Origin of the sequence: Streptococcus oralis (genome assembly GCF_021497885.1) — a bacterium.
In the GTDB taxonomy this organism is placed as follows: domain Bacteria; phylum Bacillota; class Bacilli; order Lactobacillales; family Streptococcaceae; genus Streptococcus; species Streptococcus oralis_BQ.
The window spans coordinates 1468147-1494435 of record NZ_CP046523.1; the positions used below are offsets into that span (position 1 = coordinate 1468147).

A 26289-nucleotide genomic window follows, 5' to 3' on the forward strand; every position below is an offset into this window, starting at 1 on the left:
CTATTTCTTCTCTTTTTCTAAGGACTGCAAATCACTCGTCCATGTTTGGTGTTGGTAAGCCATCTCCCAAAACTTGGCTTCCATGTGGACACTTCGGTGGAAGGCCTCTAGCATTTTTTGTTTGTCCGTCTCGTCGCTTTCGCGATAGAGCTGATTGACCAGGGCTTCTTCCTCTTTAATCTGCTGTTCTAACTCATCGGTGATATAGGTTTCAATCCACTGTTGATAAAGAGGATTCGGGGATGGTTTGCGATTAAGTGCCTTGCCCAAATCATGGTATAACCAAGGACATGGAAGCAAACTAGCAAAAGCAATGCCCAAGTTTGGCTCTGCAAACTGTCGATAAATATGAGAAATGTAATGATAACAGGTTGGAGCAATCGGTTGTTCGTCCATTTCCTGGTCGCTGATTCCTAATTCCTTGAAAAATTGTTTACGGATAAACAACTCACCCTCCACTAGACTCTGGGCATTTTGTTTCAAGAGTCTTTTCATCTCTTGGTTTGAAGTCTTATCAGCCAAGAGGTGATAGGCTTCTGAGAAGGCCTTCAGATAGTAGGCATCCTGAATCAGGTAATAGCGAAAAATAGAAGGTTCTAACGTTCCCTCTTGTAACTGTAGAACAAAGGGATGGTGAAAGGAAGCCTGCCAAGCTTCCTTGGATAATTCCATCGCAATATCTGTAAATTCCATAATAACTCCTTTATAGAAATAGGCTGGTTTGAAGCAATAAAAAGTAAAGTAGGTAAATCAATGTTGTCCTTTGAGGAATATAAAAGGTTCGATAGCGATTCTCCAACTGTGCATGTTCGTCATATCCGTGCGCAGACAAAGCTCTCAGATAAAGATGGCGCCATCTAAAGACCGTCATCAGAACCTTGCTGTAAATCAAGGGCGACCAAACATGCAGTTCTTGACCACGTAATAAGCAAGCTTCTTTTAGAGACTTGATTTCTTGCTGAATGAGGGGAAAGGAATTGAATACCACAATCAAGGCATAGGCCCAAGAACGCGATAGTCCCTTTTGGGCCAAGTACAAGAAAAGCTCTTTTAGGGAAATACTGGAAACAAAGACAAGACCAATACAAACCGTCACAAAAGCCCTCGTCCCAAGTATCACTGCCTGCGAAGCATCCCCATGTAACTGAATTGCCCAGTAATTAGCCAAAGATGGTAAAATGGCGAGCAAGAGCATCCAAGCTAACATTTTAAATCGACGATAATAGAGCATAAAGAGGATGCAAAATGCGACTACAGAAAGATTAAGAGCAATCGAAGGAATGAAAGATGTTTCCAAGGATAAAATTAGAAAGAAGAGGCTGATAACTGGTGTCTTGGTTGCTACTTTGATCATACTACCTCACCTCCCCTAGAGTATCATTGTTCAGAGAGGGGAGAGGTTTGCTGATGGTCACGTCTTGGAGATGACTGAGCCCCTCACTAGTCATCTCAATCCAATAATCAACCACAGAGATCAAGGGATCTAAACGATGGCTAATGATCAAAAAACTTCTTCCTTGATTGCTCTCCTCCAACATCCACTGACAAAAGTAGTCGCAGGCTCTATCATCCAAACCAGCAAATGGCTCATCTAGCAAGATCACAGAAGCCTTGCTGGTCAAGATGGTCAAAAGCTGAAGAATCTTTTGTTGGCCACCACTTAATTGATAGGGACTCTTATCAAGCGCCTGCTCCAGATTAAAATATCGTAATGCTTGGAGAATCCGCTGATTTCTCACGGAGTCTGAACTATCTAATTGCAGTTCCTCTCGCAGGCTGACTCGGATAAACTGCTTCTCAGCTTCCTGAACAACACCCGTCAGATCACGATACAAACTCTTTTTCTTTTTAAGAACCCAACCCTTCCAAGTAATGCGACCTTTATACTTTTGAAATTGAAGAATGGAGCGAAAGAGGGTTGATTTCCCGACGCCATTGTCACCCAGGATACAGGAAATCCCTTGGTAAAATGTGAAATCCGCAATCGAAAAGAGAAGGTGATTACCCAGCTCACAAGTCACACGGTCCATATGGAATAGTTCTGGACTAGAAGCAACTTCCTTTGAAGCAACCTGTGTCATTTCAGAGGAAGGGATTTGAAACACTTCCCTTAGCTGTCCGTCTATTAACTCAACCATATGGTCGATATAGGCTTCATAGTCTGATAAATCATGGTCGCACAAAATAACTGTCTTCCCATTAGAGGCCAACTCCTTTAGAATCTCCAATATCTCTATCCTACTTTTGCGGTCAATAGAAGCAAAGGGCTCATCCAAGAGATAGACCCTAGGATTCATGGCAAAGAGAACAGCCAGCGCAGCCTTTTGCTTTTCCCCACCTGATAAGTGATGGATGGGACGGTGCAAGATTGCCTCGCAACGGCATTGCCGGACTGCCTCAGCTATTTTAGTATCAATCTCTTGGAGGGGATGCCCGATATTCTCCAAGGTAAAAATCAGTTCCTCAAACAAATTCTCCATGGTAAATTGATGATTGGGATTTTGAAAGAGAATACCAACCGTCTGAACACGTTTAACGGTAGAAAGCTGACTAACCTCGCTCCCATCTATCAGGACTTGACCACTATAGGGCAAGGAAGTGACCTGGGCAATGATTTGAAAGAGACTGGATTTTCCTGAACCACTGCTCCCAACTAACAAGGTAAAAGCTTGCGCATGAAAAGTAAAATCAATTGGCTCCGAAAAGATTGGGGACTGAATCCCCCGTAGTTCCAGCCCCATCTACGCCTTTCCTCCAGCCGCAAACTGATGATAGAGTTTGACAATGGCACGAACCAAAATGGTACAGAAGAAAAAGACGGAAATAAAACGCACCACCAGCAAGGAAAGGACAAAAGGAAGGGAGAAGGCGTAGTAACCTAATTTAATGTATTCATAGACAAAGCTAAAAAGCGTAATCCCAATACTATTAGCAGTTAGAGAGAGCCAACTTTCATAGCGATTCTTGGTCACAAGAAAACCAAATTCACTTCCCAACCCTTGAACCAAGCCAGACAAAAGAGCACCTAGACCGAATTGGCTACCATATAGGACTTCAGCAAGCGCAGCGAGCACTTCTCCAATCGTTGCGCTTCCGACTCTTGGAACAAAGATGGCCGCAATGGGCGCAGCCATACACCAGAGACCAAAAAGGATTTCGTTGGCAAAGGCCTGCAAACCAAGAGGGGCCAAGATTAGGGTGAGGATATCAAACAGATAGCCTGAACCCACAAAAACGCCACCAAAAAAGATAGACAAGAAAGCAAGTAAGATAACATCTTTTAACTGCCATTTTTTCAACATAAAAAACTCCTTTTTTAAAGAAAAGTGGGGCATTCAAGGAGAGCTACCAAAAGACTTGCGGTCAAGCCTATCCTCTTTTGATAAACAAAAAAACTCCAATTACAAACGAGAATTAGAGTTTACCTTACAAGATTAGACAGTTCTTTTCGACATACGAAAAAAACCTTTTCACATTTCCCTTCGCCAGTATTAACTGTATCAGGTTCAATGGGTATCATCTCAGCCTAAAGCACCCCAAATGTCTTTATTATTTTATTACTGGACCAGTATAACAGAAATTGAAAGCCCTAGCAAGATATTTGACCGAAAAATATATTTATATAGTTTCTGATAACGATTTAATCTTTCTATACACGAAGAAAAATCTCCACATCAAATGGAGACTTTCTACTTTATCAATACAACTTCAAATCACGTGAATCAACTGGGAAGGATGGATTGTATGGATTGTGACGGAGTTTGAAGTGTTTGACATCTTCAATAGTCTGAGTTCCAGATAACTGCATGACTGTCTTCAATTCTGCATTCAAGTGCTCAAAGACTTGACGCACACCAACACTACCACCAAGAGCCAAACCATAGATCACAGGGCGGCCAATAGCTACCAAGTCTGCTCCTGAAGCCAAAGCTTTAAAGACGTGCTGACCACGACGAACACCAGAGTCAAAGACAATTGGCACACGTTTATCAACTGCTTCTGCTACTTCTTGAAGTGAGTCAAAGGCCGCTGGCCCACCGTCGATTTGGCGGCCACCGTGGTTGGTTACCCAGATACCAGAAGCACCTGCGGAAAGCGAACGTTCAACGTCTTCACGGCATTGTGGCCCCTTGACATACACAGGAAGACCTGAGTATTCAGCGATAAATTCGACATCGCGTGGAGACAAGCGTTGTTTAGCTGATTTGTAAACAAAGTCCATTGATTTTCCAGCACCTTCTGGCAGGTATTCCTCAACAATCGGCATGCCAACCGGGAAGACAAAACCATTGCGCTTATCGACCTCACGATTGCCCCCTACAGTTGCATCCGCCGTCAAGACAATCGCTTTGTAGCCTTCAGCCTTGACACGGTCCATGATATGGCGGTTAATCCCGTCATCCTTACTAAAGTAAAATTGGAACCAATGAGGTGTCCCTTGAAGAGCTTCCGTAATTTCTGGAAGGTCAACAGTAGAGTAGGAACTAGTTGTGTAGAGAGAACCAAATTTATGCACACCACGTGCAGTAGCTACTTCCCCCTGCTCATTTGCCAATTTATGAGCCGCAACAGGCGCCATAATAATTGGTGAAGACAATTTTTCACCAGCAAATTCAATCTCTGTACTTGGATTTTCAACATCACAAAGAGTATGCGGAACGATGAGTTTGTGGTTAAAGGCACGGATGTTCTCGCGTAAAGTGAAAGTATCTTCCGCACCACTAGCGATATAGCCAAAGGCTGATTTAGGAATGACTTGTTGTGCCATTGGCTCCAAATCATAAGTGTTAATAAAATCTACAGGTCCTTCTGCATTGCTTGTTTTATATGACATAAAGTGTCCTCCTTATTAAGTAAGCGTTTACTTTATCTTACATAAACTATCTTAACCCTTTTTCAGATTCCTTTCAAAAAATTTGTCTGGAAATTTCAAATCACAGACATGATAAATATTTTCTATCATTGTGATAAAAAATTCATATTATCCAAACATGCCCTTTAGTGCTACAATAGCTATATTATTCCTAGATAGGAGGTTCTATTTTGGATTGGTCCATTGTTGAACAATATCTACCACTATATCAAAAGGCTTTTTTTCTGACCCTGCATATCGCAGTTTGGGGAATTATGGGATCCTTTCTTGTTGGTCTAATCGTTAGTATCATCCGCCATTATCGCATCCCTGTTTTGGCACAACTAGCGACAGCTTACATTGAACTATCTCGAAACACACCCCTTTTGATTCAACTTTTCTTTCTCTACTTCGGGCTGCCTCGAATAGGAATTGTCCTCTCCTCAGAGGTCTGTGCAACTCTTGGCCTCATCTTTTTAGGAGGCTCCTATATGGCGGAATCCTTCCGAAGCGGACTAGAAGCAGTTAGTCAAACCCAGCATGAGATTGGCTTAGCTATCGGTCTGACACCCGTTCAGGTTTTTCGCTACGTAGTCTTGCCACAAGCTACAGCAGTGGCTCTGCCGTCCTTCAGTGCCAACGTGATTTTCTTGATTAAGGAAACCTCAGTTTTCTCTGCAGTAGCCTTAGCCGATCTCATGTACGTCGCCAAGGACTTGATTGGACTCTATTATGAGACAGACATTGCACTGGCCATGTTGGTAGTTGCTTATCTGATCATGCTGCTACCCATCTCGCTAGTCTTTAGCTGGATAGAAAGGAGGCTCCGCCATGCAGGATTCGGGAATGCAAGTACTCTTTCAGGGAAATAATCTCCTGCGAATCTTACAAGGATTGGGTGTCACGATTGGAATTTCCATTCTCTCTGTCCTTCTATCAATGATTTTCGGAACAGTCATGGGAATCATCATGACTTCCCATTCTAGAGTTATTCGTTTTTTAACACGCTTTTATCTGGAATTTATCCGTATCATGCCCCAGCTGGTATTACTTTTCATCGTATACTTTGGATTAGCTCGAAACTTTAATATCAACATTTCTGGAGAGACTTCTGCCGTTATCGTTTTTACTCTCTGGGGAACAGCTGAAATGGGAGACTTGGTACGTGGAGCCATCACTTCCCTCCCTAAACATCAGTTTGAAAGCGGACAGGCACTGGGCTTAACTAACTTGCAACTTTACTATCACATTATCATTCCACAAGTCTTGAGAAGACTACTACCACAAGCCATCAACCTTGTCACTCGGATGATCAAAACCACCTCTTTGGTTGTTTTGATTGGGGTCGTTGAAGTTACCAAGGTGGGACAGCAAATCATCGATAGTAATCGCTTGACCATCCCAACTGCTTCCTTTTGGATCTACGGAACCATTCTGGTCTTGTATTTCGCAGTTTGCTTCCCCATTTCCAAACTATCTACTCACTTAGAAAAACACTGGAGGAACTAAATGTCTGATACTATATTAGAAATCAAGGATCTGAAAAAATCCTTCGGAGATAATCCCATCCTCCAAGGGCTTTCCCTGGATATCAAAAAGGGGGAAGTTGTCGTCATTCTAGGACCATCTGGTTGCGGGAAAAGTACCCTACTTCGCTGTCTCAATGGCTTAGAAACCATTCAAGGTGGAGATATTCTTCTTGATGGCCAGTCCATTATTGGAAACCAGAAAGACTTTCACTTAGTTCGCCAAAAGATTGGGATGGTCTTTCAAAGTTATGAACTCTTTCCCCATCTGGACGTCCTGCAAAACCTCATCCTAGGTCCTATCAAGGCACAAGGACGGGACAAGAAAGAGGTGACTGAAGAAGCACTGCAATTACTGGAACGCGTCGGACTACTTGATAAAAAAGACAGCTTTGCTCGACAATTATCTGGTGGACAAAAGCAACGAGTGGCAATTGTCCGTGCCCTTCTCATGCATCCAGAAATTATCCTCTTTGACGAAGTGACGGCTTCACTAGATCCAGAAATGGTGCGTGAAGTTCTCGAACTCATCAATGATTTGGCTCAAGAAGGGCGTACCATGATTCTGGTAACCCACGAAATGCAGTTTGCCCAAGCCATTGCGAACCGCATTATCTTACTTGACCAAGGGAAAATTGCCGAAGAAGGAACGGCTCAGGAATTCTTCACTAATCCTCAAACCAAACGAGCACAGGAATTTTTAAACGTCTTTGACTTTAGCCAGTTCGGCTCATATCTATAAAGGAGATTTTTATGAAACTACTCAAACCACTCTTAACTGTTTTTGCCCTTGCCTTTACGCTTATCTTTGTCACAGCCTGTAGTTCAGGTGGAAACTCTGATGCTTCATCAGGTAAAACCACTGCTAAAGCTCGAACTATTGAAGAAATCAAAAAAAGCGGTGAGTTACGAATCGCCGTATTTGGAGACAAAAAGCCATTTGGTTATGTTGACAACGACGGTTCCTACCAAGGCTACGATATCGAATTGGGTAACCAATTAGCTCAAGACTTGGGAGTAAAGGTTAAATACGTCTCTGTTGATGCTGCCAACCGTGCGGAATACTTGATTTCAAACAAGGTGGATATCACACTTGCCAACTTCACAGTTACCGACGAACGTAAGAAACAAGTTGATTTTGCCCTTCCTTACATGAAAGTTTCCCTCGGTGTTGTGTCACCAAAAGATAAAGTCATCAAAGACGTTAAAGAGCTGGAAGGCAAAACCTTGATTGTCACAAAAGGAACCACTGCTGAAACCTACTTTGAGAAAAATCACCCAGAAGTCAAACTTCAAAAATACGACCAATATAGCGATGCCTACCAAGCTCTTCTTGATGGACGCGGAGATGCATTCTCAACTGACAATACGGAAGTCCTAGCATGGGCTCTCGAAAATAAAGGGTTTGAAGTAGGAATTACTTCCCTCGGTGATCCAGACACCATTGCGCCAGCAGTTCAAAAAGGTAACCAAGAATTGCTAGACTTCATCAATAAAGATATTGAAAAATTAGGCAAAGAAAACTTCTTCCACAAGGCTTATGAAAAAACACTTCACCCAACCTACGGTGACGCTGCTAAAGCAGATGATCTAGTTGTTGAAGATGGAAAAGTTGACTAATATTTCCCGAAAATAAAAAGAAATCAGGTAATCCTAGTGACTACCTGATTTTCAATATTTTAGGCATTCTGCCAATTTTCTTGATCTTCTTTAAAGCGTTTTAGGAGAGCGAGTCCTTCTGGTGTGATGTAACCTTCTTCTTGGGCTAGGTGAATCAGCTCACTGTAGTTTGAAAGAGTCACCAATTTCACACCTGCGTCTGCGAAGTTCTTATCTGCTTTTGGCAATTGATAGCTGAAAATCGCTACGACACCAAGAACATCGGCTCCTTCGCGTTTTGCAGCTGCTACGGCTTCAAGAACAGACCCACCCGTTGAAATGAGGTCTTCAACCACTACCATTTTTTGACCTTGAGCTACACGACCTTCGATTTGATTACCAGCTCCGTGGTCTTTTGGTTTGCTACGGATGTAGGCAAAAGGCAAGTTCATCTTATCAGCGATGATAGCTCCGTGTGGAATTCCTGCTGTCGCAGTTCCTGCAATCACTTCTACTTCTGGAAATTCTGCTTTAATAGCTTCCACAAAACCATTTTCAATCAAGGTACGAGTTTCTGGATAGGCAAGCGTCACACGGTTGTCAGTATAAATCGGCGATTTGATACCAGATGCCCAAGTGAAAGGCTCCTCTGGTTTGAGGTAAACGGCTTGAATTTTCAATAGATGGCTAGCAATGTCTCTAGCAAGTGTCATGGTATACTCCTTCTTATCCTTAAATCTATAATCAAATACGCTTTAGATCCAGTCGCGTGTCCATTCTTCCTTGATAGCATGGTAGGCGGCTACAGGGTCTGCTGCCTGTGTGATTGGACGGCCTACTACAATGTAGTCACTACCGATTTGATAGGCTTGACCAGGGGTCACTACACGTTTTTGATCCCCTGCTTCGGCACCTGCTGGTCGAATACCTGGTGTCAAGCAGATAAAATCTTCGTTTGTAGCTTCTTTGATAAGCTGTGCCTCTTGGGCTGAGCAAACCACTCCATCCAATCCAGCTTCAGCTGTTTTCTTAGCATAGTGAATTACTGATTCTTGCAGGCTAGTTTGGATATTTTGACAGTCTTGCATCTGTTCCTCGGATGTTGAGGTCAATTGGGTTACCGCAATAAGAATCCCTTGATCACCAAGGCCTTCACGCGCAGCCTGCATCATCTCAAGTCCACCTGCAGCCTGAACATTGGTCATATCGACACCCAGACTTGACAAGATTTTCATGGTTGATTTAACCGTATTTGGAATATCATGTAGCTTGAGATCCAAAAAAACACTATGTCCCAATGATTTTAAATAACGCACAACCTCGGGACCTACTGCATAGTAGATCTCCATTCCAACTTTGACATAGAGTTTTTCCTCTGCTGGAAAAAGGGCTAAAAATTCTTTGGCTTCCTCGAAACTTGGAAAATCCAGAGCAATGACCGGGCGACTCTCACGCATTCTTTTCTCCTATTCTTTGCTGACAGTCCATTGCTCAAAAAAAGGAACCTGCTAGCAGCTAGGTTCCACGAAAAATGGGTAGTCTCCACCCTTTCACTGTCTAACCTTAGCTGCCTCTCTGGACTGCTTTAAAAGTTTTCTACTATTCTATTATTTATAACGATACTTGTCAAGTAAAAACTGAAGATTCTTATTCTTGTTTCCTTTCTTCAGCTTTTTTTTCTTCCTGTTTTTTCTTCTCTGCTTCTTTAGCTTCTTGTTTAGCTTTTTCCTCTGCTTCTTCTAAACGTTTATCAGCTAAGCTAGTACTATAGATTCCTGCTTCCATATCGATGAAGCTCGGTTCTGCTAACTGTGGCTTGATTTTACTGTAATAAGGCAATTTCTTACTCAATTCTGACAAGGGAACCAAGATTTCATCTGTATCCTGCATAGTAATTTTTAAAAGATCGGCAGTTACCTTACTTGGCGCTAGTTCAATCTTCTGAATTTGACTCTTTATGTCCTCACTAATGCTAGAAAGACCCGTCATCAAATCCTTCACCTGCTGCTCATCGTTAAAGGTGACTGTTAGGTAGGTCTCAGGCAGGTTTAAGCGATCAACAGGAGTTGACTCTACTGTACCACTAGAAAGAATAGGATAATGTTCTTCACCAGACACATAATAACCAACAATATCGAATTCCTTGACCTCAATCGTAAAGTCAGTCGGAAATTTGTAGTCAATCTTTGCTGACTCGATCCAGTGATTAGACTTGATCTGCTCAGCGTGCTTGTCCTTGTTCCATAACAAAGACAAGGTATAGTCGCTGTCCTGAATGCCAGAAACCTGTTTAATGTCATCCGCTTGAGTCTGGACATTTCCCTTAACCTCGATATGCTTGATAGTCGAAAGAGGGGTCAAGAGATAGATAGAAAGGAGGAGAACCAGAACACTCGGTACCAAGATACTCACAGCTCGCCAAATATGAATAGGAGCAATTTTAGGCTTGGCAGGTTTTTCTGGTTTTTCTTTTTTCTTCTTTTCTTTTTCCTCTTTGACTTTAGGGTCATCCTTTTGAGATTTTTCTTCTTTTTCGGATGGTTCCTTGCTCGGACTTGCGGCTTCCTCGTCTGACTCACTCGATGATTTCTTGGCTTCCTCTAACATCTTAGAGTTTTTCCCCATTCGAGCTTGTTTTTCCTTTTCCTTCTCTTCAGCTAGGGCAGCTTCTTCCTCAGCCTTCTTCTTCAGGTATTCCTGGTTTCGTTTCTGCCATTCAGACAATTCTTTCTTCTGGTTTGATTCTTTTTTCTTATCCTTTGACATTGGTTTTCCTTATGATAGGTCTTTTCTTAATAGATCGTAAAAATCCGCAAGAGATTTCAATTCAGTTGAAGCTTTCATGCTAGCTTGGTATTGGTCCTTGTGACTAAGCAGGTGGCTGAGTTTCTCCTCCAAGCTTTCCAAGGTCAAGTCACTTTCTTGAAGCTCTTCTGCATAGCCTTTCTTAACAAAGTAGGCTGCATTTTCAATCTGGTCTCCTCGACTTGCTTCACGACCCAATGGTACGATGAGATGAAGTTTCGCCATAGCCAAGAGCTCGAAAATCGTATTGGCACCACCACGCGTCACCACCACATCTGCCATCTCCATCAAAGGTTGATAGAGATCCGTCACATAGTCAATACGAAAGAGATTTTGACTCAACTCATTGAGGCTAGAATCTCCAGTGAGATTGATAATATTGTAGCGTTCGGTCAGTTCTTGCTTATGATCTGTCACCAATTGGTTAAATACACGGGCACCTGCAGAACCACCGACAAACAATACCGTTGGCAATTTAGGATTAAAGTGGGTTTGGATATCCACCAATTCATCTGGTTCAGGAATTTTTTGGTCTGAAACTTTAGTCACTGCTCCCACATGCTCGACTTTTGCAAGACCAGCAGCCTGCTCAAAGGTTGAGTACATCTTGGTCGCAAATTTATAGGCAATTTTATTGGCCAAGCCCATAGACAGGTCCGATTCGTGGATAAAGACAGGCACTCCTGACACACATGCTGCGATAACCGGTGGTACAGAGACAAATCCTCCTTTAGAAAAGAGGGCCTGCGGCCGAACTCTTAACATGATAAAGAGCGATTGGACAATTCCCCAACCAACTTTAAAGACATCCAGCATATTTTGCCAAGAGAAATAGCGACGCAACTTCCCAGTCGCAATAGAATGGAAGGTAACATTTAAGCCTGATTTGAGGATTTCTTGGTGTTCGATTCCATGCTTATCTCCGATATAGTGGACTTCCCAGCCGTCTTCGATGAACTTGGGCATTAACAAAAGGTTGAGGGTGACGTGTCCAACCGTCCCCCCACCTGTAAAGACAATTTTTTTCATATTATTCCTTTAACTCCGCTACTGTGTCGATAAAGAGGTCGCCACGTACTTCAAAGTTAGCATACATATCCCAGCTAGCATTGGCAGGACTGAGAAGAACCACATCTCCTTGAGTCGCTAGCTCATAAGCCTTGCGAGTCGCATCAGCAATATCTGTCGCATCTACATAAGTCACACCAGCCTTATCTGCTGCCCGTTTGACACGTTCAGCAGACTGACCAAGGATGACCATCTTCTTGAGCCCTGTGATGTCTGGCACCAATTCGTCAAACTCATTTCCACGGTCCAAACCACCTGCAATCAAGATGACCTTGCTATTGTCAAATCCTGACAAGGCTTTTTGAGTAGCCAAGATATTGGTTGATTTGCTATCATTATAGAATTTGACACCCTGAATTTCATCCACAAATTGGAGACGGTGTTTGACACCACCAAAGGCTGAAAGAGTTTCCTTGATGGTCTGGTTGTCTACACCACAAAGCTTAGCTACTGCAATGGTCGCAAGGGCATTTTCTACATTGTGGCTACCTGGAACACCGATTTCACTAGCTGCCATGACCACTTCCCCACGGAAGTAGAGTTGACCATCTTCCAGATAAGCTCCATCAACCTCTTCAAGTGTTGAAAATGGAACAACAGTGGCTTGTGTTTTAGTAGCCAATTCTTTTGCCAAGTCTTGGTTAAAGTTCAAAACAAGAAAATCATCTGCTGTCATCTTGTTCTGGATATTCCACTTGGCTGCTACATATTCCTCAAAAGAACCATGATAGTCGATATGAGTTGGCATGAGGTTGGTAATGACCGCAATCACAGGCTGGAATTCTTGAACACCCATCAACTGGAAAGAAGAAAGTTCCATGACAAGCGTGTCCTTGGCTGTTGCAGTTTGAGCCACTTGACTAGCAGGATAGCCAATGTTCCCTGACAAGAGACCATGTTGGCCTGCAGCAGTCAAAACCTCCCCAATCATGGTCGTTGTGGTTGTTTTCCCATTTGAACCAGTGATACCGATAATCGGCGCTTCTGAAATCAAATAAGCCAACTCCACCTCAGTCAAGACTGGAATCCCCTTTGCCAATGCCTTTTCAATCATGGGATTGCTATACGGGATACCTGGATTTTTTACCATCAGAGCAAACTCTTCATCCAAGAGCTCCAAAGGATGGCCACCAGTGACAACCTTGATTCCCTCTTCTAGCAAACTTTGCGCAGCAGGATTTTCCTCAAAAGGCTTACCGTCATTTACCGTCACAATGGCTCCTAGCTTGTCCAACAAACGGGCTGCAGACTCACCAGACTTAGCCAAACCTAAAACAAGGACTTTCTTATTTTTAAATTGATCGATTACTTTCATGTCTCAAACTCCATTTCTACTCCTACTATTTTACCATTTTTACGGAAATAAAAAAGCCACAAAGTGTATTTGTGACTCTTTCTTCTAACTTAATGTTCTCTTATCATCAATGAGATAAATCGGTAACTCGAATGACTTGATCCACTTGCTCCCAGATAAGAGGATTGTGGGTCGCAATAATAATGGTCCGATTCGGATTTTTTAGAGATTCTAGGATAGAAAGTAGCTCCTCAGAGTTTTTAGGGTCTAGTGAAGCGGTTGCTTCATCTGCGAGAATCAAGACTAACCTGCACTCCAAAAGTTCGACAAAAAATATCTAACCCTTAGAGTGCAGGTCAACTCTCAATACTTTATATCCTCACCTGTCTTTCTTCTGACCTTTGTCCTGTGACAAACATGGTAAAGGTTGCCTTACAGACATTTCTGCCTTCTTGATTGGTAATATCGACATCCACTACACAAGTGGTACGTCCTTGGTGGACGCATTCTCCTTTAATGGTCAGTACATCGTCGAGTTTTCCTGCCTTGAGGTAGTTGATAGAGGACTGGAGCGTCACTCCATCAAGCCCCAGCGAGATAACCACTAGACCACTGATTTGGTCACAAAGGGTAAAGAGATAGCCACCATGGGCATTGCCATAGTAGTTGAGCGACGAGTCCACCACTTTCGTCGTCACCACAACATGACCATCTCTCATTTTTTCTATTTCGTAATTTTCAAAGGCAGATATAGCGTCAAAATGAAAATCTTTCATCGTTTCCTCCTGATATTTCAAACGACACTATGATACTACTTTTTATAGGACTGTGCAAGGAGAAAGCTCCTAGTCTGACAAAATTCCGACCTGTTCTACAAAGCGCATAAAGGCTGTCTGTCCTTGCTCCGTCTGCTTGTAAACTCCTGCATCCTCAAGTACACGCGCAAAGATAGCACCAACAGAGTCCTTGACGATTTCAAAGGCTTTTTCTTTATCTTTTAGGTCTGGATGTTGGGCTTTAAGCTGGTCTGCCCATTCCTGATGATAGTCGGAAACTATATCACCATCTCCCACGAGGTAGCTGGCAACTTGCTCTACTTCTACTTTCAGACGTGGTGGCAAAATAGCCAAGCCCATGACCTCAATCAAGCCGATATTTTCCTTCTTGATATGTTGGACATCCTTGTGGGGATGATAAATGCCATCAGGATGCTCTGGCGATGTCTGATTGTCCCGCAAGACCAAGTCCAACTCAAACTGACCGTCGCGTTTACGAGCAATCGGTGTGATGGTGTGATGCGGTGTCCCGTCTGTCTCTGCCAAAATCTGCACTGCAGGATCTGAATACTGGCGCCATTCCTGTAAAATCTTGTCAGCCAAGTTGATCAAATCTTCTTTGAAATCCGAAGTCAAACGCAAAACTGACATAGGCCACTTGACAATCCCAGCCTTGACTTGTTCAAAACCAGTAAAAGAGAAAGTCTTTTGCAAGGGAGCCAATTCCATAGGAAATACATGACGGCCTCCCTGATAGTGATCATGAGTCAGAATAGAGCCTCCCACGATTGGAAGGTCGGCATTCGAACCTGCAAAATAGCCTGGAAATTGCTCTACAATCGCCAGCAGGCGCTCAAAACTCTGACGACTAATGGCCATGGGACGGTGCTGGCCGTCTAAGAAAATACAGTGCTCATTAAAATAAGCATAGGGCGAATACTGGAAGCCCCACTCCTGACCCGCCATTTCGAAACGGATAATGCGGTGATTGCTGCGAGCTGGGTGGTTAACTCGACCATGGTAACCTTCGTTCTCTAGACAAAGCTGACACTGGGGATAATTGCTAGCTTGCACCAACTTGGCCGCCGCAATCTCCTTTGGATCCTTTTCAGGTTTAGACAGATTGATAGTAATCTCCAGTTCACCGTAGTTAGATGGTACACGATAAGCAATATTTTTAGCAATAGCCTTGAGCTTGATGTAGTCGTTTTTCTGGCTAAGTTGATAGAAGTCCGCAATTGCCTGCTCAGGAGATTGGGCATAGGTTGCCCAGAAGTCACGATTGACCTGACTTGGACAAGGGGTTACCAAGTCCATCAGTTCAGCACCAAGGATTTCACGCGCAGTCTGACTATCCTCAATCGTCTCTAATCGAACGGCCTCCTCGACAAGCTGGTCCTTGAGGTCAATCAAGTCATCCTGATCCGTCTCAACTTCCAAAACACCTTCCCCCACTCGTGCCAAGACACGATTGGTTAGGTAGATTCGATCCATTTCCTCAAATGAACTTTCAGCAATGACTTCCGTGATGAATGCATCTAGAACTCCCTGACTCATTGATTCTCCTTCTTACTTTCTAAATAGTCTCTGACATCATCTAAATCCTGAAAAACTTGTTCTGTTTTATTTAAGAAAGACTGTGCTGGCATTTTCAAGTCTGGAATACAAATAACTGGTATCCCAGCTCTATACGCTGCTTCAATCCCTGCTTCACTATCCTCTAATACTAAGCAATTCTCTGGTAAAACATTCAAATCACTACAGGCCTTTAAAAATATATCAGGGTAAGGTTTGCTTCGCTTTACATCTTTTGCAAAAACTAGATGGTCAAATAGGGACAGTATCCCATTACTATCCAAAATCATTCTAGCTCTAGATTCAACACTTGAAGTTGCTAGAGCGATTGGAATACCTTCTCTTTGCAAAAAAGCAAGCAAATTTTTAGCACCTTTTTTTAAATTTACACCTTTGGTTAATATTCGAGCTTCCAGTTCATAAACTTTTTCCAAGGTTTGATCAAAGTTCCAAGGTAAATCATAGGTATCCAAAAATCGTTGAACATTCTCCTCTTCCCTATGTCCACTGTATTCTCTAGAATATGTTTCTTCTGTGAAAGGAATTCCAAAATCTTTAAGCAATTCTTGATAAACTTTTAGAGAAATGATCTCAGTATCAGCTAATAAGCCATCTAAATCAAATATTACAGCGTCCATTTACTTCTCTCCTAGTCTAAAACGCGAGTGCCACCTGCAACTTCAGCGATATAGAAGCTTGGAGCATATCCAACGACTTCCTCGTAGTGCTTGCCTACAGCTTCCTTAAAGGCCTCAACAGCGTCTTTTTGAACCAAGGCAATGGCACATCCGCCAAATCCTGCCCCTGTCATACGAGCACCAAGAACACCTTCTTGGGCCCAAGCTGTGTGAACAAGGGTATCCAATTCCAAGCCAGTCACTTCATAGTCATGTTCTAGAGAAACGTGTGACGCATTCATCAAGCGACCAAATGTTTCCAAATCACCTGCTTGAAGTGCTGCTTGAGCTTTAAGAGTACGTTGGTTTTCAAGCACAGCATGGCGAGCACGTTTTAAGCGATTTTCATCTTTAATCAGATAGCTGTATTGGTCAAAGGCCCACTCATCCAATTCACCCAAGGTCTGAATATCCATGGCAGCTTGCAATTCTTCCACAGCTTTTTCACACTCAGCACGGCGTTCATTGTACTTAGAGTCCGCCAATTCACGACGTTTATTAGTGTTCATGATAACAACAACATTGTCCTTCAAATCAAGTGGCACCAAGTCATATTCTAACGTATTGGTATCCAGGTAAATGGCACGTTGGTCAGCACCCATACCGATAGCAAACTGGTCCATGATACCAGAGTTGACTCCGATAAAGTTATTTTCTGTTTGTTTTCCGATTTTAACCAAATCCAAACGGTCTAGTTTTAAACCAAAGAGATGCTCTGCCACAACCCCTGTCAAAAGTTCCAAAGATGCTGATGAAGACAAACCTGAACCATTTGGGATATTCCCATAAACATAAAAATCAAACCCTTTGTCAATCACATGCCCAGCTTCTTGCAAGAAATGTAGAACCCCTTTTGGATAGTTGGTCCAGCTATGCTCTTTTTCAAATTTGAGGTCAGCAAGAGGCACTTCGATGATACCCTTGTCCTCAAAGTTGGCTGAGTAGAAACGCAAGACTTGGTCGTCACGCTTGCGCGCTGCACCGTATGTCCCCAAAGAAATAGCCGCCGGAAAAACGTGCCCACCGTTGTAGTCTGTATGTTCACCAATCAGATTGATACGACCTGGTGAAAAGAAAGTTTGGTCTGCTTCTTGACCAAAAACGGCAAGAAAGTCTTTGCGAAGGGCTTCAGTAGTAAGATCTTGTGTCATATAAATTCTCCTTTGACTGTCCGTTAAGTCGCCTTAACGTGTAATCGTTTTCTTCTATTGTATCCAAGGCATTTGCCAAGGTCAATCCTTTTTACTAAAATTTTACTAAACAACAGGTAAAAAGAAGAAAAATATGATATACTAACCTAAAAGAAGGAGGATTTATGGCTACCTTAAAAGACATCGCACAGCTAGCCTCTGTCTCTATCGCGACCGTATCTCGTGTCCTCAATCGCGACCAGAGTCTATCTGTTACAGAAGAAACCAGACACCGTATTTTAACCGTCGCTGAAGAGCTGGGCTATACTAAGCACCTCAAGACAGGCGAATCCCACAAACCCAAGCAAAAGATTGCCATTATCCAATGGGTCAGCGAACAAGGGGAGCTGGACGATCTCTACTACTATCAGATTCGTCTTGGTATTGAAAAAAGAGCCCAAGAGTTGGACTATGATATCTTGCGCTATTTTAACGACCATCCTTTTACACTGAGTGAGGAAGTAATCGGGATACTCTGTATTGGAAAGTTCAGCCGAGCTCAGATTTCTGCCTTTGAAGAATACCAAAAACCTTTAGTCTTTATAGACAGCGATACCCTCTCACTAGGTCATACCTGTATTATCACTGACTTTTACACTGCTGTGAAACAAGTTGTAGACCATTTCCTCAGCCAAGGGATGAACCGTATCGGAATTCTCACAGGTCTTGAGGAAACAACCGACCAAGAAGAAATTATCCAAGATAAGCGGCTAGAAAATTTCAAAGACTATACCCAAGCAAATGGAATCTACCATGAAGAACTGGTCTTTCAAGGGAGCTTTACTGCCCAGTCTGGCTATGACTTGATGAAGGAGGCCATTCACAAGTTGGGTGATAAACTCCCACCAGCCTTTTTCGCAGCCAGCGATAGTTTAGCCATCGGCGCCCTCCGTGCCCTTCAAGAAGCTGGAATTAGCCTACCAGACCGCGTCAGCCTCATTTCTTTTAACGACACTAGCCTGACCAAGCAGGTCTATCCTCCTCTTTCTAGCATTACCGTTTATACCGAAGAAATGGGCCGAGCAGGTATGGATATTCTTAACAAGGAAGTTCTCCACGGTCGCAAAATTCCCAGCCTAACCATGCTGGGAACCAGACTGACATTGAGAGAAAGTACAAGGAATGAATAGGATAACAAAACGACCTCTAGCGAGGTCGTTTTTCTAATGATGATGCCCATGCCTCTGCTCTAACTCTCTCACCTTCCGCCTATGTTGCGCATGATTGCTTTGACTGCTATCTACTTCAATAGTGATATTCTGCACGCCTCTTTCTTCTAAAAATTGTCGCACCACTTCTTTGGTTTCCATCATCTGTTCCCAATCCCAGATACAAATGTGGACAACAGCATTGTTCTCTAGACCGTCCATGGACCAAATGCTAAGTTGATTAACACTTTTGACATTGGGTAGAGCCTCTAAATCTTTCTCCAAATCACTTGTCTCGACCCCTTCTGGCACAGCATCTAGGAAAATTTTTAGTGCACTCCAAAAGCGTGGAATGGCTTTCGACAGAATAAAGATGGAAATGACCAGAGATAAAAGCGGATCGAGGATATACCAGTCCGTAAATCGAAGAATAATCGCCATTAGAATGACAGCCAACCAACCAAGAGTATCTTCCAAAAAATGCAAGCTAAGAATAGATTCATTCTTTGTTTTTCCCTTACGAACTACCAGACTAGCTAGCACATTGATAGCTACCGCAATGATTCCCAGCCAGAGAATCCCTTCCTCATTAACGGGTTGCGGGTGAGCGATCTTTGTGACATTTTCCAAAATCACTAGGACAGACCCTATCATAAGAATCACAGCCGTTAGCATGGCTCCTAAAAGACTAAAACGTTTGTAACCCAAGGTGTACTGCCTATCTTCTTCACGATTGGAGATCGTTTCTAAAAGGGCAGATATGCCAATGGCTATAGCATCTCCCATGTCATGAACAGAATCAGCAAGAACTGCACTCGAACCAAAGATTCCTCCTGCGATAAACTCGACTATCGCATAGCTTAAATTTAAGAAAAAAGCTAACCAGATAGATGTTTTAGAACTCATTTCTCTCCCTCCTTTGGTATAATGGGTATATACATACTTCCTTCATTTGTATTATCTAATAAAATCCAAAGAAAGGATAGAAGCAAACTGTCAGTCCTGTTCAGTTCTGAACAGTTTGTCTCAAGTGTCTATATGCCAAATAGAGACCGTCGAGTCAGCAAGACTAAACAAGCTATCTATCAAGCTTTTTTACAACTTTTGAACGACAAAGGCTATGATGCTACTACTGTCCAAGATATCATTGACTTGGCAGATGTTGGGCGCTCAACCTTTTACTGTCACTACGAGAGCAAGGAACTGCTTTTAGATGAACTCTGTCGCTACCTCTTTCATCATCTCTTTGAAAGGGAAGAACACTTTACTACCGAGGACTACCTCACACATATCTTTTCACATTTTCAGAAAAACCAGGACCATGTTACCAGTCTCCTTTTTTCCAAAAACGACTACTTTCACCGCCAACTACACAAGGAACTCGAACACCACGTCTATCCCATGGTGGCGGATGACTTGCAAGAGGCCTATCCAAACATTCCGGCCTCCTACCTCCAGCATTTTGTTGTGACGAACTTTATCGAGACTCTAACTTGGTGGCTAAAAAAAGGAAAATCTTATACTGAAGACCAAGTGGTGAAATTTTACCTTGATGTAATGGAGATGACCTCTACAACTCCACTTGATAACTAAGCCTGTAACTCAGAAAGGAACCAACTATGTTAACTTCGATGATTCTAGGAATACTAACAATCGTACTAGCTCTCGCATTCTCATTACTTCACCTTGCTGCTGCTTTTTCAGCCATGAAACAAAATAACTACAGTCTGGGAAACACGTGCATCTTGGTCGGCAGTTGCATCACTTCTCTGGCTCTAGCTATCTTTTACTTCGTCCCACTGGCAACGATCATCTTATGGATAGTGGGCTCTAGCATCATCTGCTACGGTGCTTACTGGAATGGGCGACAGCAAGAAAATCAACATATATCGCACCACATTATAAGGGGCACACTAGCGGCTTTGATTGCTCTCTTGTTTATCTTACTCTAACATTAAAAATCCCATCTCGTCTATAATTCGAGATGGGATTTTATCTGCTGAAGAAAATTGCTAGTGGCTTCCACTGGCTTTCCTCTCCATTTATTTCTTCAACAAACCTTGTTCTTGTAGAAACTCCTTGGCTACTTGTTCTGCTGACTTGCCTTCGACACCCACTTGGTAGTTGAGCTGGCTCATCTGGCTTTCCGTGATTTTACCAGCCAATTTATTGAGAACTGTCTCCAACTCAGGATGTTTCTTGAGAAGAGCTTCTTTCATAAGTGGTGCCCCTTGATAAGGTGGGAAGAGTTGCTTGTCATCTTCCAAGACCTGTAAATCATAACGCGCCAACTCTGCATCGGTCGAATAGGCATCTGTGATTTGAATATCGCCTGACTGAATTGCCTGATAGCGAAGGGCCGGCTCCATGGTTGCTACATTAAGATTGAGTCCATACATTGATTGCAAGCCCTTATTTCCATCCTCACGATCATTAAACTCGAGAGTAAAGCCTGCCTTCAACTGTCCTTCTACTTTTTTCAAGTCCGAAATGGTCTTCAAGCCATATTCTTGAGCAATCTTTTTCGGAACAGCTACAGCGTAGGTATTTTGATAAGACATAGGCTTGAGATAGGCAAGATGATCTTGTTTGGCAATGCCATCACGCGCCACTTGATAAACCTGATCTGGCTCATGACCTACTTTAGGAGATGGTTGAAGCAGACTTTCAGTCACCGTACCGGTAAATTCAGGATAGATATCAATATCCCCTTTTTTCAGAGCTTCATAGAGGAAGCTTGTTTTCCCAAAATTCGGTTTAACAGTCGCAGTCATACTGGTATTTTCTTCAATCAGTAACTTATACATATTGGCCAAAATTTCGGGTTCTGGTCCCAATTTTCCAGCAATCACCAAGTTTTCTTTCTCTTTTTGAGCTAAGAGGGCTGGACTATAAGACAGACCCAGCAATAAGGTCACCAAGGCAAAACCAGAGAAAATCGTCCGCAATTTTGCTTTTTCCATCACTTTTAGTAGGAAGTTAAAGGCAATGGCCAGCACTGCAGAAGAAAGTGCCCCAATCAAAATCAGACTAGTATTATTGCGGTCAATTCCCAAAAGGATAAAGGAACCCAGTCCCCCTGCACCAATCAAGGCAGCCAAGGTCGCCGTACCGATGATCAAGACCGCTGCCGTCCGAATCCCAGACATAATGACAGGCATGGCAAGTGGAATTTCAAACTTCTTGAGTCGCTCCCATCTAGTCATCCCAAAGGCAATTCCAGCCTCTTGCAGACTTGGATCAATTCCCTTTAGTCCAGTGATGGTATTTTGCAAAATCGGAAAAATCGCATAAATCACCAGAGCCGTCAAAGCTGGCAAGGTCCCAATTCCCATCAAGGGGATGAAGAGTCCCAACAAGGCCAGAGACGGGATGGTCTGGAAAATTCCTGCAATCTGCAAAACCCAGTCCGCCAACTTCTCATGATAGCAAAGATAAACAGCCACGGGAATAGCGATAAAAATAGCTAGTAACAAGGTCAAAAGTGACAACTGCAAATGTTGAGATAGGGCTGTTACCCAATCACCAAAACGATCCTGAAAAGTTGATATCAAATTAGCCATGAACACTACCTCCAAACAAGTCTGCTACAAAGTCCGTTGCAGGAGCTTTTAAAATGGTCTCAGGGTTCGCCACCTGACGAATCTCTCCGTCCTGCAAGACAGCAATACGGTCTGCCAATTTCAAAGCTTCATCCGTATCATGGGTCACAAAAATAGTTGTCATCCCAAACTCTTTATGCAATTCTTTCGTCAGAACCTGCAACTGTTTTCTCGAAATAGCATCCAAGGCTGAAAAAGGCTCATCCATGAGGAGAATCTTAGGCTGACCAATCATAGCACGGACAATACCAACCCGTTGCTGTTCTCCACCAGATAATTCACTAGGAAGTCGATGTCCATACTCGGATACTGGTAAACCAACCTTAGCTAAAAGCTCTTCTGTTTTCTGAGCAATTTCTTCCTTAGTCCAGCCCTTCATCTCCGGAATGAGGGCAATATTTTCAGCCACCGTTAGATTGGGAAAGAGAGCAATCGCTTGTAAGACATAGCCTGTGGAAAGGCGCAGCTCACGCTCGTCATAGTCTTTGATGCGTTTACCATCCATATAGATATTTCCATCAGTTGGTTCCAAGAGACGATTAATCATCTTAATCATGGTCGTCTTACCTGACCCAGAAGGCCCAACTAAAACCATGAACTCCCCATTCTCAATTCGTAAATTGACATCTCTCAAAACATCTTTTTCTGTGTAGCGTAGCGCTACATTTTTGTATTCAATCATTCTTAGTCCTCAATTTAAAATTTTCCTCGATTGGTCAAGTTACCAAACTTTTAATAACTAATTTATCCCACTCTAAACCTCATTTTCCTTCTCTTTCAGATTAGCCAAAATTCTTTCTTGAAAGGCTTCAAACTGCCTAATTTCCTCTTCTGAAAATCCTTTGTAACAGATAGTATCCAATCTCTGACTGACACGTTGCCCAACTTCTTTCTGGGACTTGCCCAACTCTGTTAAAACTAAATACTTCTTACGCTTATCTTCTCCACACGGACTGACAGTTATAAGATTTTGTTCCTCTAGCTTTTTTATCATAGTCGTCAGCGTATTATTAGCAAGCCCAGTCGCAAGCGCAATATCTGTCGCAGTTGCACAGCCCGTCTTACTATTCCATAAAACCGCTAAAATCTTTCCCTGCTCACTCCGATAAAGAGAGTCAGGGTCTTGTCTCAGTAACTTTTGAAAAATCCGCCCATTCAACAAACGAATATGATGGGCTACCAAATGACAATATTTCATGAAACCTCCAATTTATTTCCATATCGATACGAATGAAAACATTATAATACTTATTATTCTAACTGTCAACTATTTCGATTTAGAACTAATTTTTCTCAGTAAAAAATCTCCTACTCAAGGTAGAAGATTTCAATCTTATAAACTTAATCCGTCATGTCTGATACCAAAGTTCGACGCTCCAATGGAATACTGCACATAACTAACAAGAAAATGAAGCCTGACTGAATCCAGAAAAGGGCCAAGTCAAAGATTCCATGCACAGCAACCACTGTAAGGAAAGATAGATAAAGACCGATAATTGGACGTTTCCCCGACTCCTGACTCATATCCATCATCAAACGAACAGGAGCAACAGAAGACAAAGCTAATAAAATGGTTCCCACAATTCCGTAACTCAGAATCGTATCAATATAAAGGCTGTGAGCATGTTCATGATAAGGAGCATTTATCCGAGGATAAGAGTGCATATAGGTCAATGGCCCCTCCCCCCAAAAAGGATTTTGCTTAAACAAGGCCATCCCAGCATCCCAGATAGAAATGCGTTCTTCCATAGAGGAATCTAAAGTCCCCATCCGAACTCCCAAATCACTAGAAAAAAGGAAACTCAAGCCAATCGCAAAGACCCCGATACTAAGCCAAAAGGCCTTCCAGTTTTTAATGGTTGTAAAGAGATAAATGATGGCTCCAGCGATAATAGCAGGAAAGGCAGTTCGATTTTGCGTAAAGTTCAATCCAAAGAGATTAACAAAGCCTGCAATCACACAGAATACCTTCAACCAATTCAACTTGGTCGTTGTAAAGAGATAGAAGGCAATCATGATACAGAAACAACAAATAATTCCATAGTAATTAGGATTAAAAAAGGTCACTTCTGCCCGATTCTGATGCCATACCTGCATATTGGGCGAAAGAAAGGCATAGTTAAATTTCTTTACAATTTGGAAATGCTCCAAAGTAGCAAAAGCCGCAGAGAGCACACTACCAAACAAGATTGTCTGCAGTATCAGTCGAAAGAAAGCATGTGTCAGACGTTTCTGGTAGAAACTAAAGAAAATGAGGAAGAGAAACATCAGTAAAGATGCAACCAATCCAAGCCAATTCTTAGCGACGATAGAGATGATACTACTGTAGGCAATAAAAAAGAGAAGTACAGGATGTTTGGCCAATCCTTTGATAATTCCCTTCATCTCCCCAGTAACAAGTAAACCTATCAAATATAAAGCAAAGAGCCCTAAGAATAAATAAAAAGGTAAAAAGATACTTATGATCATCAAATATAAAAAGAAATCTTTTTTCGAAAGCCCTCTTATCTTATCCAGTAATCCAATTGATTTCAAAACGGATCCTTTCTGTTCTGGATTTCTCCAGAAGATAAATGCTAAACTATCTTTATATTCTACCATTTTTTCCGTCATTTGGGAACAATGAACACGTTTTCACCACAAAAAATTCTATCATCAATATAGCACTAGAACTGAATTTTTCTGCCGTTTTCCACTACTTGATAGGTCTGACTTTGCAGATCAATTTCTGCTACTGCTGTTACAGACTTGTCTTTATTTTGACGTTTGATTACAATGCTATGAGCTGTTGGTGTTTCAACGTCAATAGTCCCTTCTAGGTCAAAGGCCTCTGATTGATTACGGAAAGAAAATAGATTGAGAAGGGACTTCACCACAGGACGTTGAACTTCTTCTGCTATTTCCTCGTTGCTATAGTAATGACGATTAATATTTCGACCTTCTTTAGTTTCTTCTAATAATTTCAAGTCATTTTTTCCTGCTAATAGACCCACATAGTAAACCTGAGGAATGCCTGGAGCAAAAGCTTGAATCAAACGAGCGAGGAAATACTTGACATCATCATCTCCAAGCGCAGAATAGTAGGTTGAATTGATTTGGTAGATATCTAGGTTGTTATACTCTGCACTAGAGTACTTACGTTTGACATTCGCTCCAACCTTATAGAGCTCATTTGAAGCATAGTCAATTTCCTCATCAGTCAGGATATCCTTGACATCCACCACTCCAATCCCATCATGGGTATCTAGTGTCGTAAATTGCTTCATCGGGCTCATCTTTAACCACTTAGCCAAACGCTCTGTTCTGGAACTGTAAAGAGTATAAAGGGTCACCATTGGAAGGGCAAAATCGTAAACATAGTAATCATGGTCCGCTATTTTAAACTGAATCGAATAGTGTTCATGAATCTCAGGTAAGAGCTCTGTCCCATACTCAGCAGCGATATCTCGAACTTTGTCCAATAAATTCCAAATATCTGGTTCCACAAAGAAATCATTGGTATCCAATTTCTTCACTGCGTAAGCAAAAGCATCTAGACGAATCAAATCACACCCGTTACTTGCTAGATGTTGAATCGTCTTACGGATAAATGCCATCGTTACTTCTTTGGTCACATCAAGATCAATCTGCTCCTCACCAAAGGTATTCCACAAATGTTCTACTGAACCATCTGCAAAAACAATCTCTTGCTTTGGTGCACGATCCTTACGCTTGTAAATTAAATCTACATCAGCTTGTGTCGGACGATTTTCCGGCCAAAACTTATCCCAGTTTAAAAAGAGATCTTTAAATTCACTAGCTTCATGTTTTTCTTGATAGTCCTTATAATATTTCGATTGACGAGAAAGATGGTTAATCATAAAGTCAAACATAAGATAATATTTCTCACCTAAACGCTTAACATCCTCCCAATCACCAAACGCTGGATCCACTTCATCATAGTCAACTGGTGCAAATCCACGATCTCCTGTTGACGGGAAAAATGGTAGAAGGTGAACTCCTCCAATAGCATCGCCAAAATGTTCTTCCAAATTCTCATACAAGTCTTTAAGGTTATTTCCAAGACTATCTGAGTAAGTAATCAACATGGTTTTATTTTGAATGGTCATAGATGGTCTCCTTTTTCTGATGAAAGCCAAGTCTTATATGACCTGGCTTCGTAAATGAAAGATATTTT

General features: G+C 42.3%; 27 protein-coding genes, 1 pseudogene and 1 riboswitch. Of the genes and pseudogenes, 7 read left to right on the forward strand and 21 right to left on the reverse strand.

Features of this window, described 5'->3' with window-relative positions; all coding sequences use genetic code 11:
• From tenA to lctO, 5 genes are all read right to left on the reverse strand, one after another.
• Positions 1 to 693, reverse strand: coding sequence for a thiaminase II (gene tenA / locus GOM48_RS07305; RefSeq protein ID WP_235096973.1), 693 nt, complete (start codon positions 691 to 693; stop codon positions 1 to 3).
• 10 nt (positions 694 to 703) lie between these two features.
• Entirely contained in the window at positions 704 to 1354 is a 651-nt protein-coding gene (locus GOM48_RS07310) for an energy-coupling factor transporter transmembrane component T (protein ID WP_235096988.1), read from the reverse strand.
• Between the two features lies 1 nt (position 1355).
• On the reverse strand, positions 1356 to 2741 hold the full coding sequence (locus GOM48_RS07315) for an ATP-binding cassette domain-containing protein (RefSeq protein WP_235096997.1): 1386 nt from the start codon (positions 2739 to 2741) through the stop codon (positions 1356 to 1358).
• Positions 2742 to 3302 carry an ECF transporter S component gene (locus GOM48_RS07320; RefSeq protein ID WP_000915272.1) on the reverse strand — a complete coding sequence of 187 codons (561 nt, stop codon included), beginning with the start codon at positions 3300 to 3302 and terminating at the stop codon, positions 2742 to 2744.
• 158 nt (positions 3303 to 3460) lie between these two features.
• Positions 3461 to 3549: riboswitch (TPP riboswitch) on the reverse strand.
• A gap of 148 nt (positions 3550 to 3697) precedes the next feature.
• On the reverse strand, positions 3698 to 4834 hold the full coding sequence (gene lctO, locus GOM48_RS07325; RefSeq protein ID WP_235096999.1) for an L-lactate oxidase: 1137 nt from the start codon (positions 4832 to 4834) through the stop codon (positions 3698 to 3700).
• Between the two features lie 209 nt (positions 4835 to 5043).
• Here lctO and GOM48_RS07330 point away from each other — a divergent pair, with 209 nt between their 5' ends.
• Genes GOM48_RS07330 through GOM48_RS07345 form a run of 4 tightly spaced genes read left to right on the forward strand, consistent with a single transcriptional unit; the run spans position 5044 to position 7998 of the window.
• A complete protein-coding gene (locus GOM48_RS07330) occupies positions 5044 to 5724 on the forward strand; it encodes an amino acid ABC transporter permease (RefSeq protein ID WP_235097000.1) in 681 nt (226 codons plus the stop codon).
• Positions 5684 to 6361 carry an amino acid ABC transporter permease gene (locus tag GOM48_RS07335; protein WP_235097001.1) on the forward strand — a complete coding sequence of 226 codons (678 nt, stop codon included), beginning with the start codon at positions 5684 to 5686 and terminating at the stop codon, positions 6359 to 6361. The genes GOM48_RS07330 and GOM48_RS07335 overlap by 41 nt, the downstream gene beginning before the upstream one ends.
• Positions 6362 to 7120, forward strand: coding sequence for an amino acid ABC transporter ATP-binding protein (locus GOM48_RS07340; protein ID WP_235097002.1), 759 nt, complete (start codon positions 6362 to 6364; stop codon positions 7118 to 7120).
• An 11-nt stretch (positions 7121 to 7131) separates the two neighbouring features.
• A complete protein-coding gene (locus tag GOM48_RS07345) occupies positions 7132 to 7998 on the forward strand; it encodes a cysteine ABC transporter substrate-binding protein (protein WP_235097003.1) in 867 nt (288 codons plus the stop codon).
• A 59-nt stretch (positions 7999 to 8057) separates the two neighbouring features.
• Here GOM48_RS07345 and pyrE read toward each other — a convergent pair whose 3' ends face one another.
• The 10 genes and pseudogenes from pyrE to GOM48_RS07395 form a co-directional block, all read right to left on the reverse strand.
• Positions 8058 to 8690 (reverse strand): orotate phosphoribosyltransferase, encoded by a 633-nt coding sequence (gene pyrE / locus GOM48_RS07350; protein WP_235097004.1) that lies wholly within the window; start codon positions 8688 to 8690, stop codon positions 8058 to 8060.
• Between the two features lie 42 nt (positions 8691 to 8732).
• Positions 8733 to 9434 (reverse strand): orotidine-5'-phosphate decarboxylase, encoded by a 702-nt coding sequence (pyrF, locus tag GOM48_RS07355; protein ID WP_235097005.1) that lies wholly within the window; start codon positions 9432 to 9434, stop codon positions 8733 to 8735.
• Between the two features lie 190 nt (positions 9435 to 9624).
• On the reverse strand, positions 9625 to 10743 hold the full coding sequence (locus GOM48_RS07360; RefSeq protein ID WP_235097006.1) for a cell division protein FtsQ/DivIB: 1119 nt from the start codon (positions 10741 to 10743) through the stop codon (positions 9625 to 9627).
• A gap of 9 nt (positions 10744 to 10752) precedes the next feature.
• Positions 10753 to 11811, reverse strand: coding sequence for a UDP-N-acetylglucosamine--N-acetylmuramyl-(pentapeptide) pyrophosphoryl-undecaprenol N-acetylglucosamine transferase (locus GOM48_RS07365; protein ID WP_125416230.1), 1059 nt, complete (start codon positions 11809 to 11811; stop codon positions 10753 to 10755).
• A 1-nt stretch (position 11812) separates the two neighbouring features.
• Positions 11813 to 13165, reverse strand: coding sequence for a UDP-N-acetylmuramoyl-L-alanine--D-glutamate ligase (murD, locus tag GOM48_RS07370; protein ID WP_125416232.1), 1353 nt, complete (start codon positions 13163 to 13165; stop codon positions 11813 to 11815).
• Positions 13166 to 13271: 106 nt separating this feature from the next.
• Positions 13272 to 13445, reverse strand: a pseudogene (locus GOM48_RS07375) (ABC transporter ATP-binding protein); the annotation flags it as partial.
• Between the two features lie 70 nt (positions 13446 to 13515).
• Positions 13516 to 13920: a PaaI family thioesterase gene (locus GOM48_RS07380; RefSeq protein ID WP_000651199.1), complete on the reverse strand. Its 405-nt coding sequence runs from the start codon at positions 13918 to 13920 to the stop codon at positions 13516 to 13518.
• A gap of 69 nt (positions 13921 to 13989) precedes the next feature.
• The gene (locus GOM48_RS07385; protein ID WP_235097007.1) at positions 13990 to 15477 is read right to left on the reverse strand and encodes a UDP-glucose--hexose-1-phosphate uridylyltransferase; all 1488 of its coding nucleotides are present in this window, start codon (positions 15475 to 15477) and stop codon (positions 13990 to 13992) included.
• Positions 15474 to 16133, reverse strand: a complete 660-nt coding sequence (locus GOM48_RS07390; RefSeq protein WP_235097008.1) for an HAD family hydrolase — start codon at positions 16131 to 16133, stop codon at positions 15474 to 15476. The genes GOM48_RS07385 and GOM48_RS07390 overlap by 4 nt, the downstream gene beginning before the upstream one ends.
• 11 nt (positions 16134 to 16144) lie before the next feature.
• Entirely contained in the window at positions 16145 to 17323 is a 1179-nt protein-coding gene (locus GOM48_RS07395; RefSeq protein ID WP_235097009.1) for a galactokinase, read from the reverse strand.
• Between the two features lie 164 nt (positions 17324 to 17487).
• Here GOM48_RS07395 and galR point away from each other — a divergent pair, with 164 nt between their 5' ends.
• Entirely contained in the window at positions 17488 to 18492 is a 1005-nt protein-coding gene (galR, locus tag GOM48_RS07400) for a DNA-binding transcriptional regulator GalR (protein WP_235097010.1), read from the forward strand.
• Between the two features lie 33 nt (positions 18493 to 18525).
• On the opposite strand, the gene GOM48_RS07405 is transcribed toward galR, so the two are convergent.
• Positions 18526 to 19416, reverse strand: a complete 891-nt coding sequence (locus tag GOM48_RS07405) for a cation diffusion facilitator family transporter (RefSeq protein ID WP_235097011.1) — start codon at positions 19414 to 19416, stop codon at positions 18526 to 18528.
• A 132-nt stretch (positions 19417 to 19548) separates the two neighbouring features.
• On the opposite strand from GOM48_RS07405, the gene GOM48_RS07410 reads away from it, so the two are divergent.
• On the forward strand, positions 19549 to 20103 hold the full coding sequence (locus tag GOM48_RS07410; protein ID WP_235097012.1) for a TetR/AcrR family transcriptional regulator: 555 nt from the start codon (positions 19549 to 19551) through the stop codon (positions 20101 to 20103).
• Between the two features lie 26 nt (positions 20104 to 20129).
• Entirely contained in the window at positions 20130 to 20462 is a 333-nt protein-coding gene (locus GOM48_RS07415; protein ID WP_235097013.1) for a glucuronide permease, read from the forward strand.
• Between the two features lie 90 nt (positions 20463 to 20552).
• Here the strand turns inward: GOM48_RS07415 and GOM48_RS07420 are convergent, their stop codons facing one another.
• The 5 genes from GOM48_RS07420 to gtfA form a co-directional block, all read right to left on the reverse strand.
• Positions 20553 to 22073, reverse strand: a complete 1521-nt coding sequence (locus GOM48_RS07420; RefSeq protein WP_235097014.1) for an ABC transporter permease/substrate-binding protein — start codon at positions 22071 to 22073, stop codon at positions 20553 to 20555.
• On the reverse strand, positions 22066 to 22794 hold the full coding sequence (locus GOM48_RS07425; protein ID WP_084947165.1) for an ABC transporter ATP-binding protein: 729 nt from the start codon (positions 22792 to 22794) through the stop codon (positions 22066 to 22068). Before GOM48_RS07425 ends, GOM48_RS07420 begins: the two co-directional genes overlap by 8 nt.
• 72 nt (positions 22795 to 22866) lie before the next feature.
• Positions 22867 to 23310, reverse strand: a complete 444-nt coding sequence (locus tag GOM48_RS07430) for a MarR family winged helix-turn-helix transcriptional regulator (protein ID WP_000872568.1) — start codon at positions 23308 to 23310, stop codon at positions 22867 to 22869.
• Positions 23311 to 23453: 143 nt separating this feature from the next.
• On the reverse strand, positions 23454 to 24647 hold the full coding sequence (locus GOM48_RS07435) for an O-antigen ligase family protein (protein WP_008293041.1): 1194 nt from the start codon (positions 24645 to 24647) through the stop codon (positions 23454 to 23456).
• A gap of 131 nt (positions 24648 to 24778) precedes the next feature.
• A complete protein-coding gene (gtfA, locus tag GOM48_RS07440; RefSeq protein ID WP_044020299.1) occupies positions 24779 to 26221 on the reverse strand; it encodes a sucrose phosphorylase in 1443 nt (480 codons plus the stop codon).
• Positions 26222 to 26289: the final 68 nt, after the last annotated feature.

Bases quoted from the DNA above. Each gene is read 5' to 3' on its own strand.
- gtfA (WP_044020299.1), bottom strand. From the start codon at position 26,221: ATGACCATTCAAAATAAAACCATGTTGATTACTTACTCAGATAGTCTT.
- GOM48_RS07425 (WP_084947165.1), bottom strand. From the start codon at position 22,794: ATGATTGAATACAAAAATGTAGCGCTACGCTACACAGAAAAAGATGTT.
- GOM48_RS07395 (WP_235097009.1), bottom strand. From the start codon at position 17,323: ATGACACAAGATCTTACTACTGAAGCCCTTCGCAAAGACTTTCTTGCC.
- GOM48_RS07310 (WP_235096988.1), bottom strand. From the start codon at position 1,354: ATGATCAAAGTAGCAACCAAGACACCAGTTATCAGCCTCTTCTTTCTA.
- lctO (WP_235096999.1), bottom strand. From the start codon at position 4,834: ATGTCATATAAAACAAGCAATGCAGAAGGACCTGTAGATTTTATTAAC.
- murD (WP_125416232.1), bottom strand. From the start codon at position 13,165: ATGAAAGTAATCGATCAATTTAAAAATAAGAAAGTCCTTGTTTTAGGT.
- GOM48_RS07340 (WP_235097002.1), top strand. From the start codon at position 6,362: ATGTCTGATACTATATTAGAAATCAAGGATCTGAAAAAATCCTTCGGA.
- GOM48_RS07430 (WP_000872568.1), bottom strand. From the start codon at position 23,310: ATGAAATATTGTCATTTGGTAGCCCATCATATTCGTTTGTTGAATGGG.
- GOM48_RS07380 (WP_000651199.1), bottom strand. From the start codon at position 13,920: ATGAAAGATTTTCATTTTGACGCTATATCTGCCTTTGAAAATTACGAA.
- pyrE (WP_235097004.1), bottom strand. From the start codon at position 8,690: ATGACACTTGCTAGAGACATTGCTAGCCATCTATTGAAAATTCAAGCC.
- GOM48_RS07410 (WP_235097012.1), top strand. From the start codon at position 19,549: ATGCCAAATAGAGACCGTCGAGTCAGCAAGACTAAACAAGCTATCTAT.
- GOM48_RS07390 (WP_235097008.1), bottom strand. From the start codon at position 16,133: ATGGACGCTGTAATATTTGATTTAGATGGCTTATTAGCTGATACTGAG.
- galR (WP_235097010.1), top strand. From the start codon at position 17,488: ATGGCTACCTTAAAAGACATCGCACAGCTAGCCTCTGTCTCTATCGCG.
- GOM48_RS07405 (WP_235097011.1), bottom strand. From the start codon at position 19,416: ATGAGTTCTAAAACATCTATCTGGTTAGCTTTTTTCTTAAATTTAAGC.
- GOM48_RS07365 (WP_125416230.1), bottom strand. From the start codon at position 11,811: ATGAAAAAAATTGTCTTTACAGGTGGGGGGACGGTTGGACACGTCACC.
- GOM48_RS07360 (WP_235097006.1), bottom strand. From the start codon at position 10,743: ATGTCAAAGGATAAGAAAAAAGAATCAAACCAGAAGAAAGAATTGTCT.
- GOM48_RS07415 (WP_235097013.1), top strand. From the start codon at position 20,130: ATGTTAACTTCGATGATTCTAGGAATACTAACAATCGTACTAGCTCTC.
- GOM48_RS07385 (WP_235097007.1), bottom strand. From the start codon at position 15,477: ATGAGTCAGGGAGTTCTAGATGCATTCATCACGGAAGTCATTGCTGAA.
- GOM48_RS07345 (WP_235097003.1), top strand. From the start codon at position 7,132: ATGAAACTACTCAAACCACTCTTAACTGTTTTTGCCCTTGCCTTTACG.
- GOM48_RS07315 (WP_235096997.1), bottom strand. From the start codon at position 2,741: ATGGGGCTGGAACTACGGGGGATTCAGTCCCCAATCTTTTCGGAGCCA.
- GOM48_RS07335 (WP_235097001.1), top strand. From the start codon at position 5,684: ATGCAGGATTCGGGAATGCAAGTACTCTTTCAGGGAAATAATCTCCTG.
- pyrF (WP_235097005.1), bottom strand. From the start codon at position 9,434: ATGCGTGAGAGTCGCCCGGTCATTGCTCTGGATTTTCCAAGTTTCGAG.
- GOM48_RS07420 (WP_235097014.1), bottom strand. From the start codon at position 22,073: ATGGCTAATTTGATATCAACTTTTCAGGATCGTTTTGGTGATTGGGTA.
- tenA (WP_235096973.1), bottom strand. From the start codon at position 693: ATGGAATTTACAGATATTGCGATGGAATTATCCAAGGAAGCTTGGCAG.
- GOM48_RS07320 (WP_000915272.1), bottom strand. From the start codon at position 3,302: ATGTTGAAAAAATGGCAGTTAAAAGATGTTATCTTACTTGCTTTCTTG.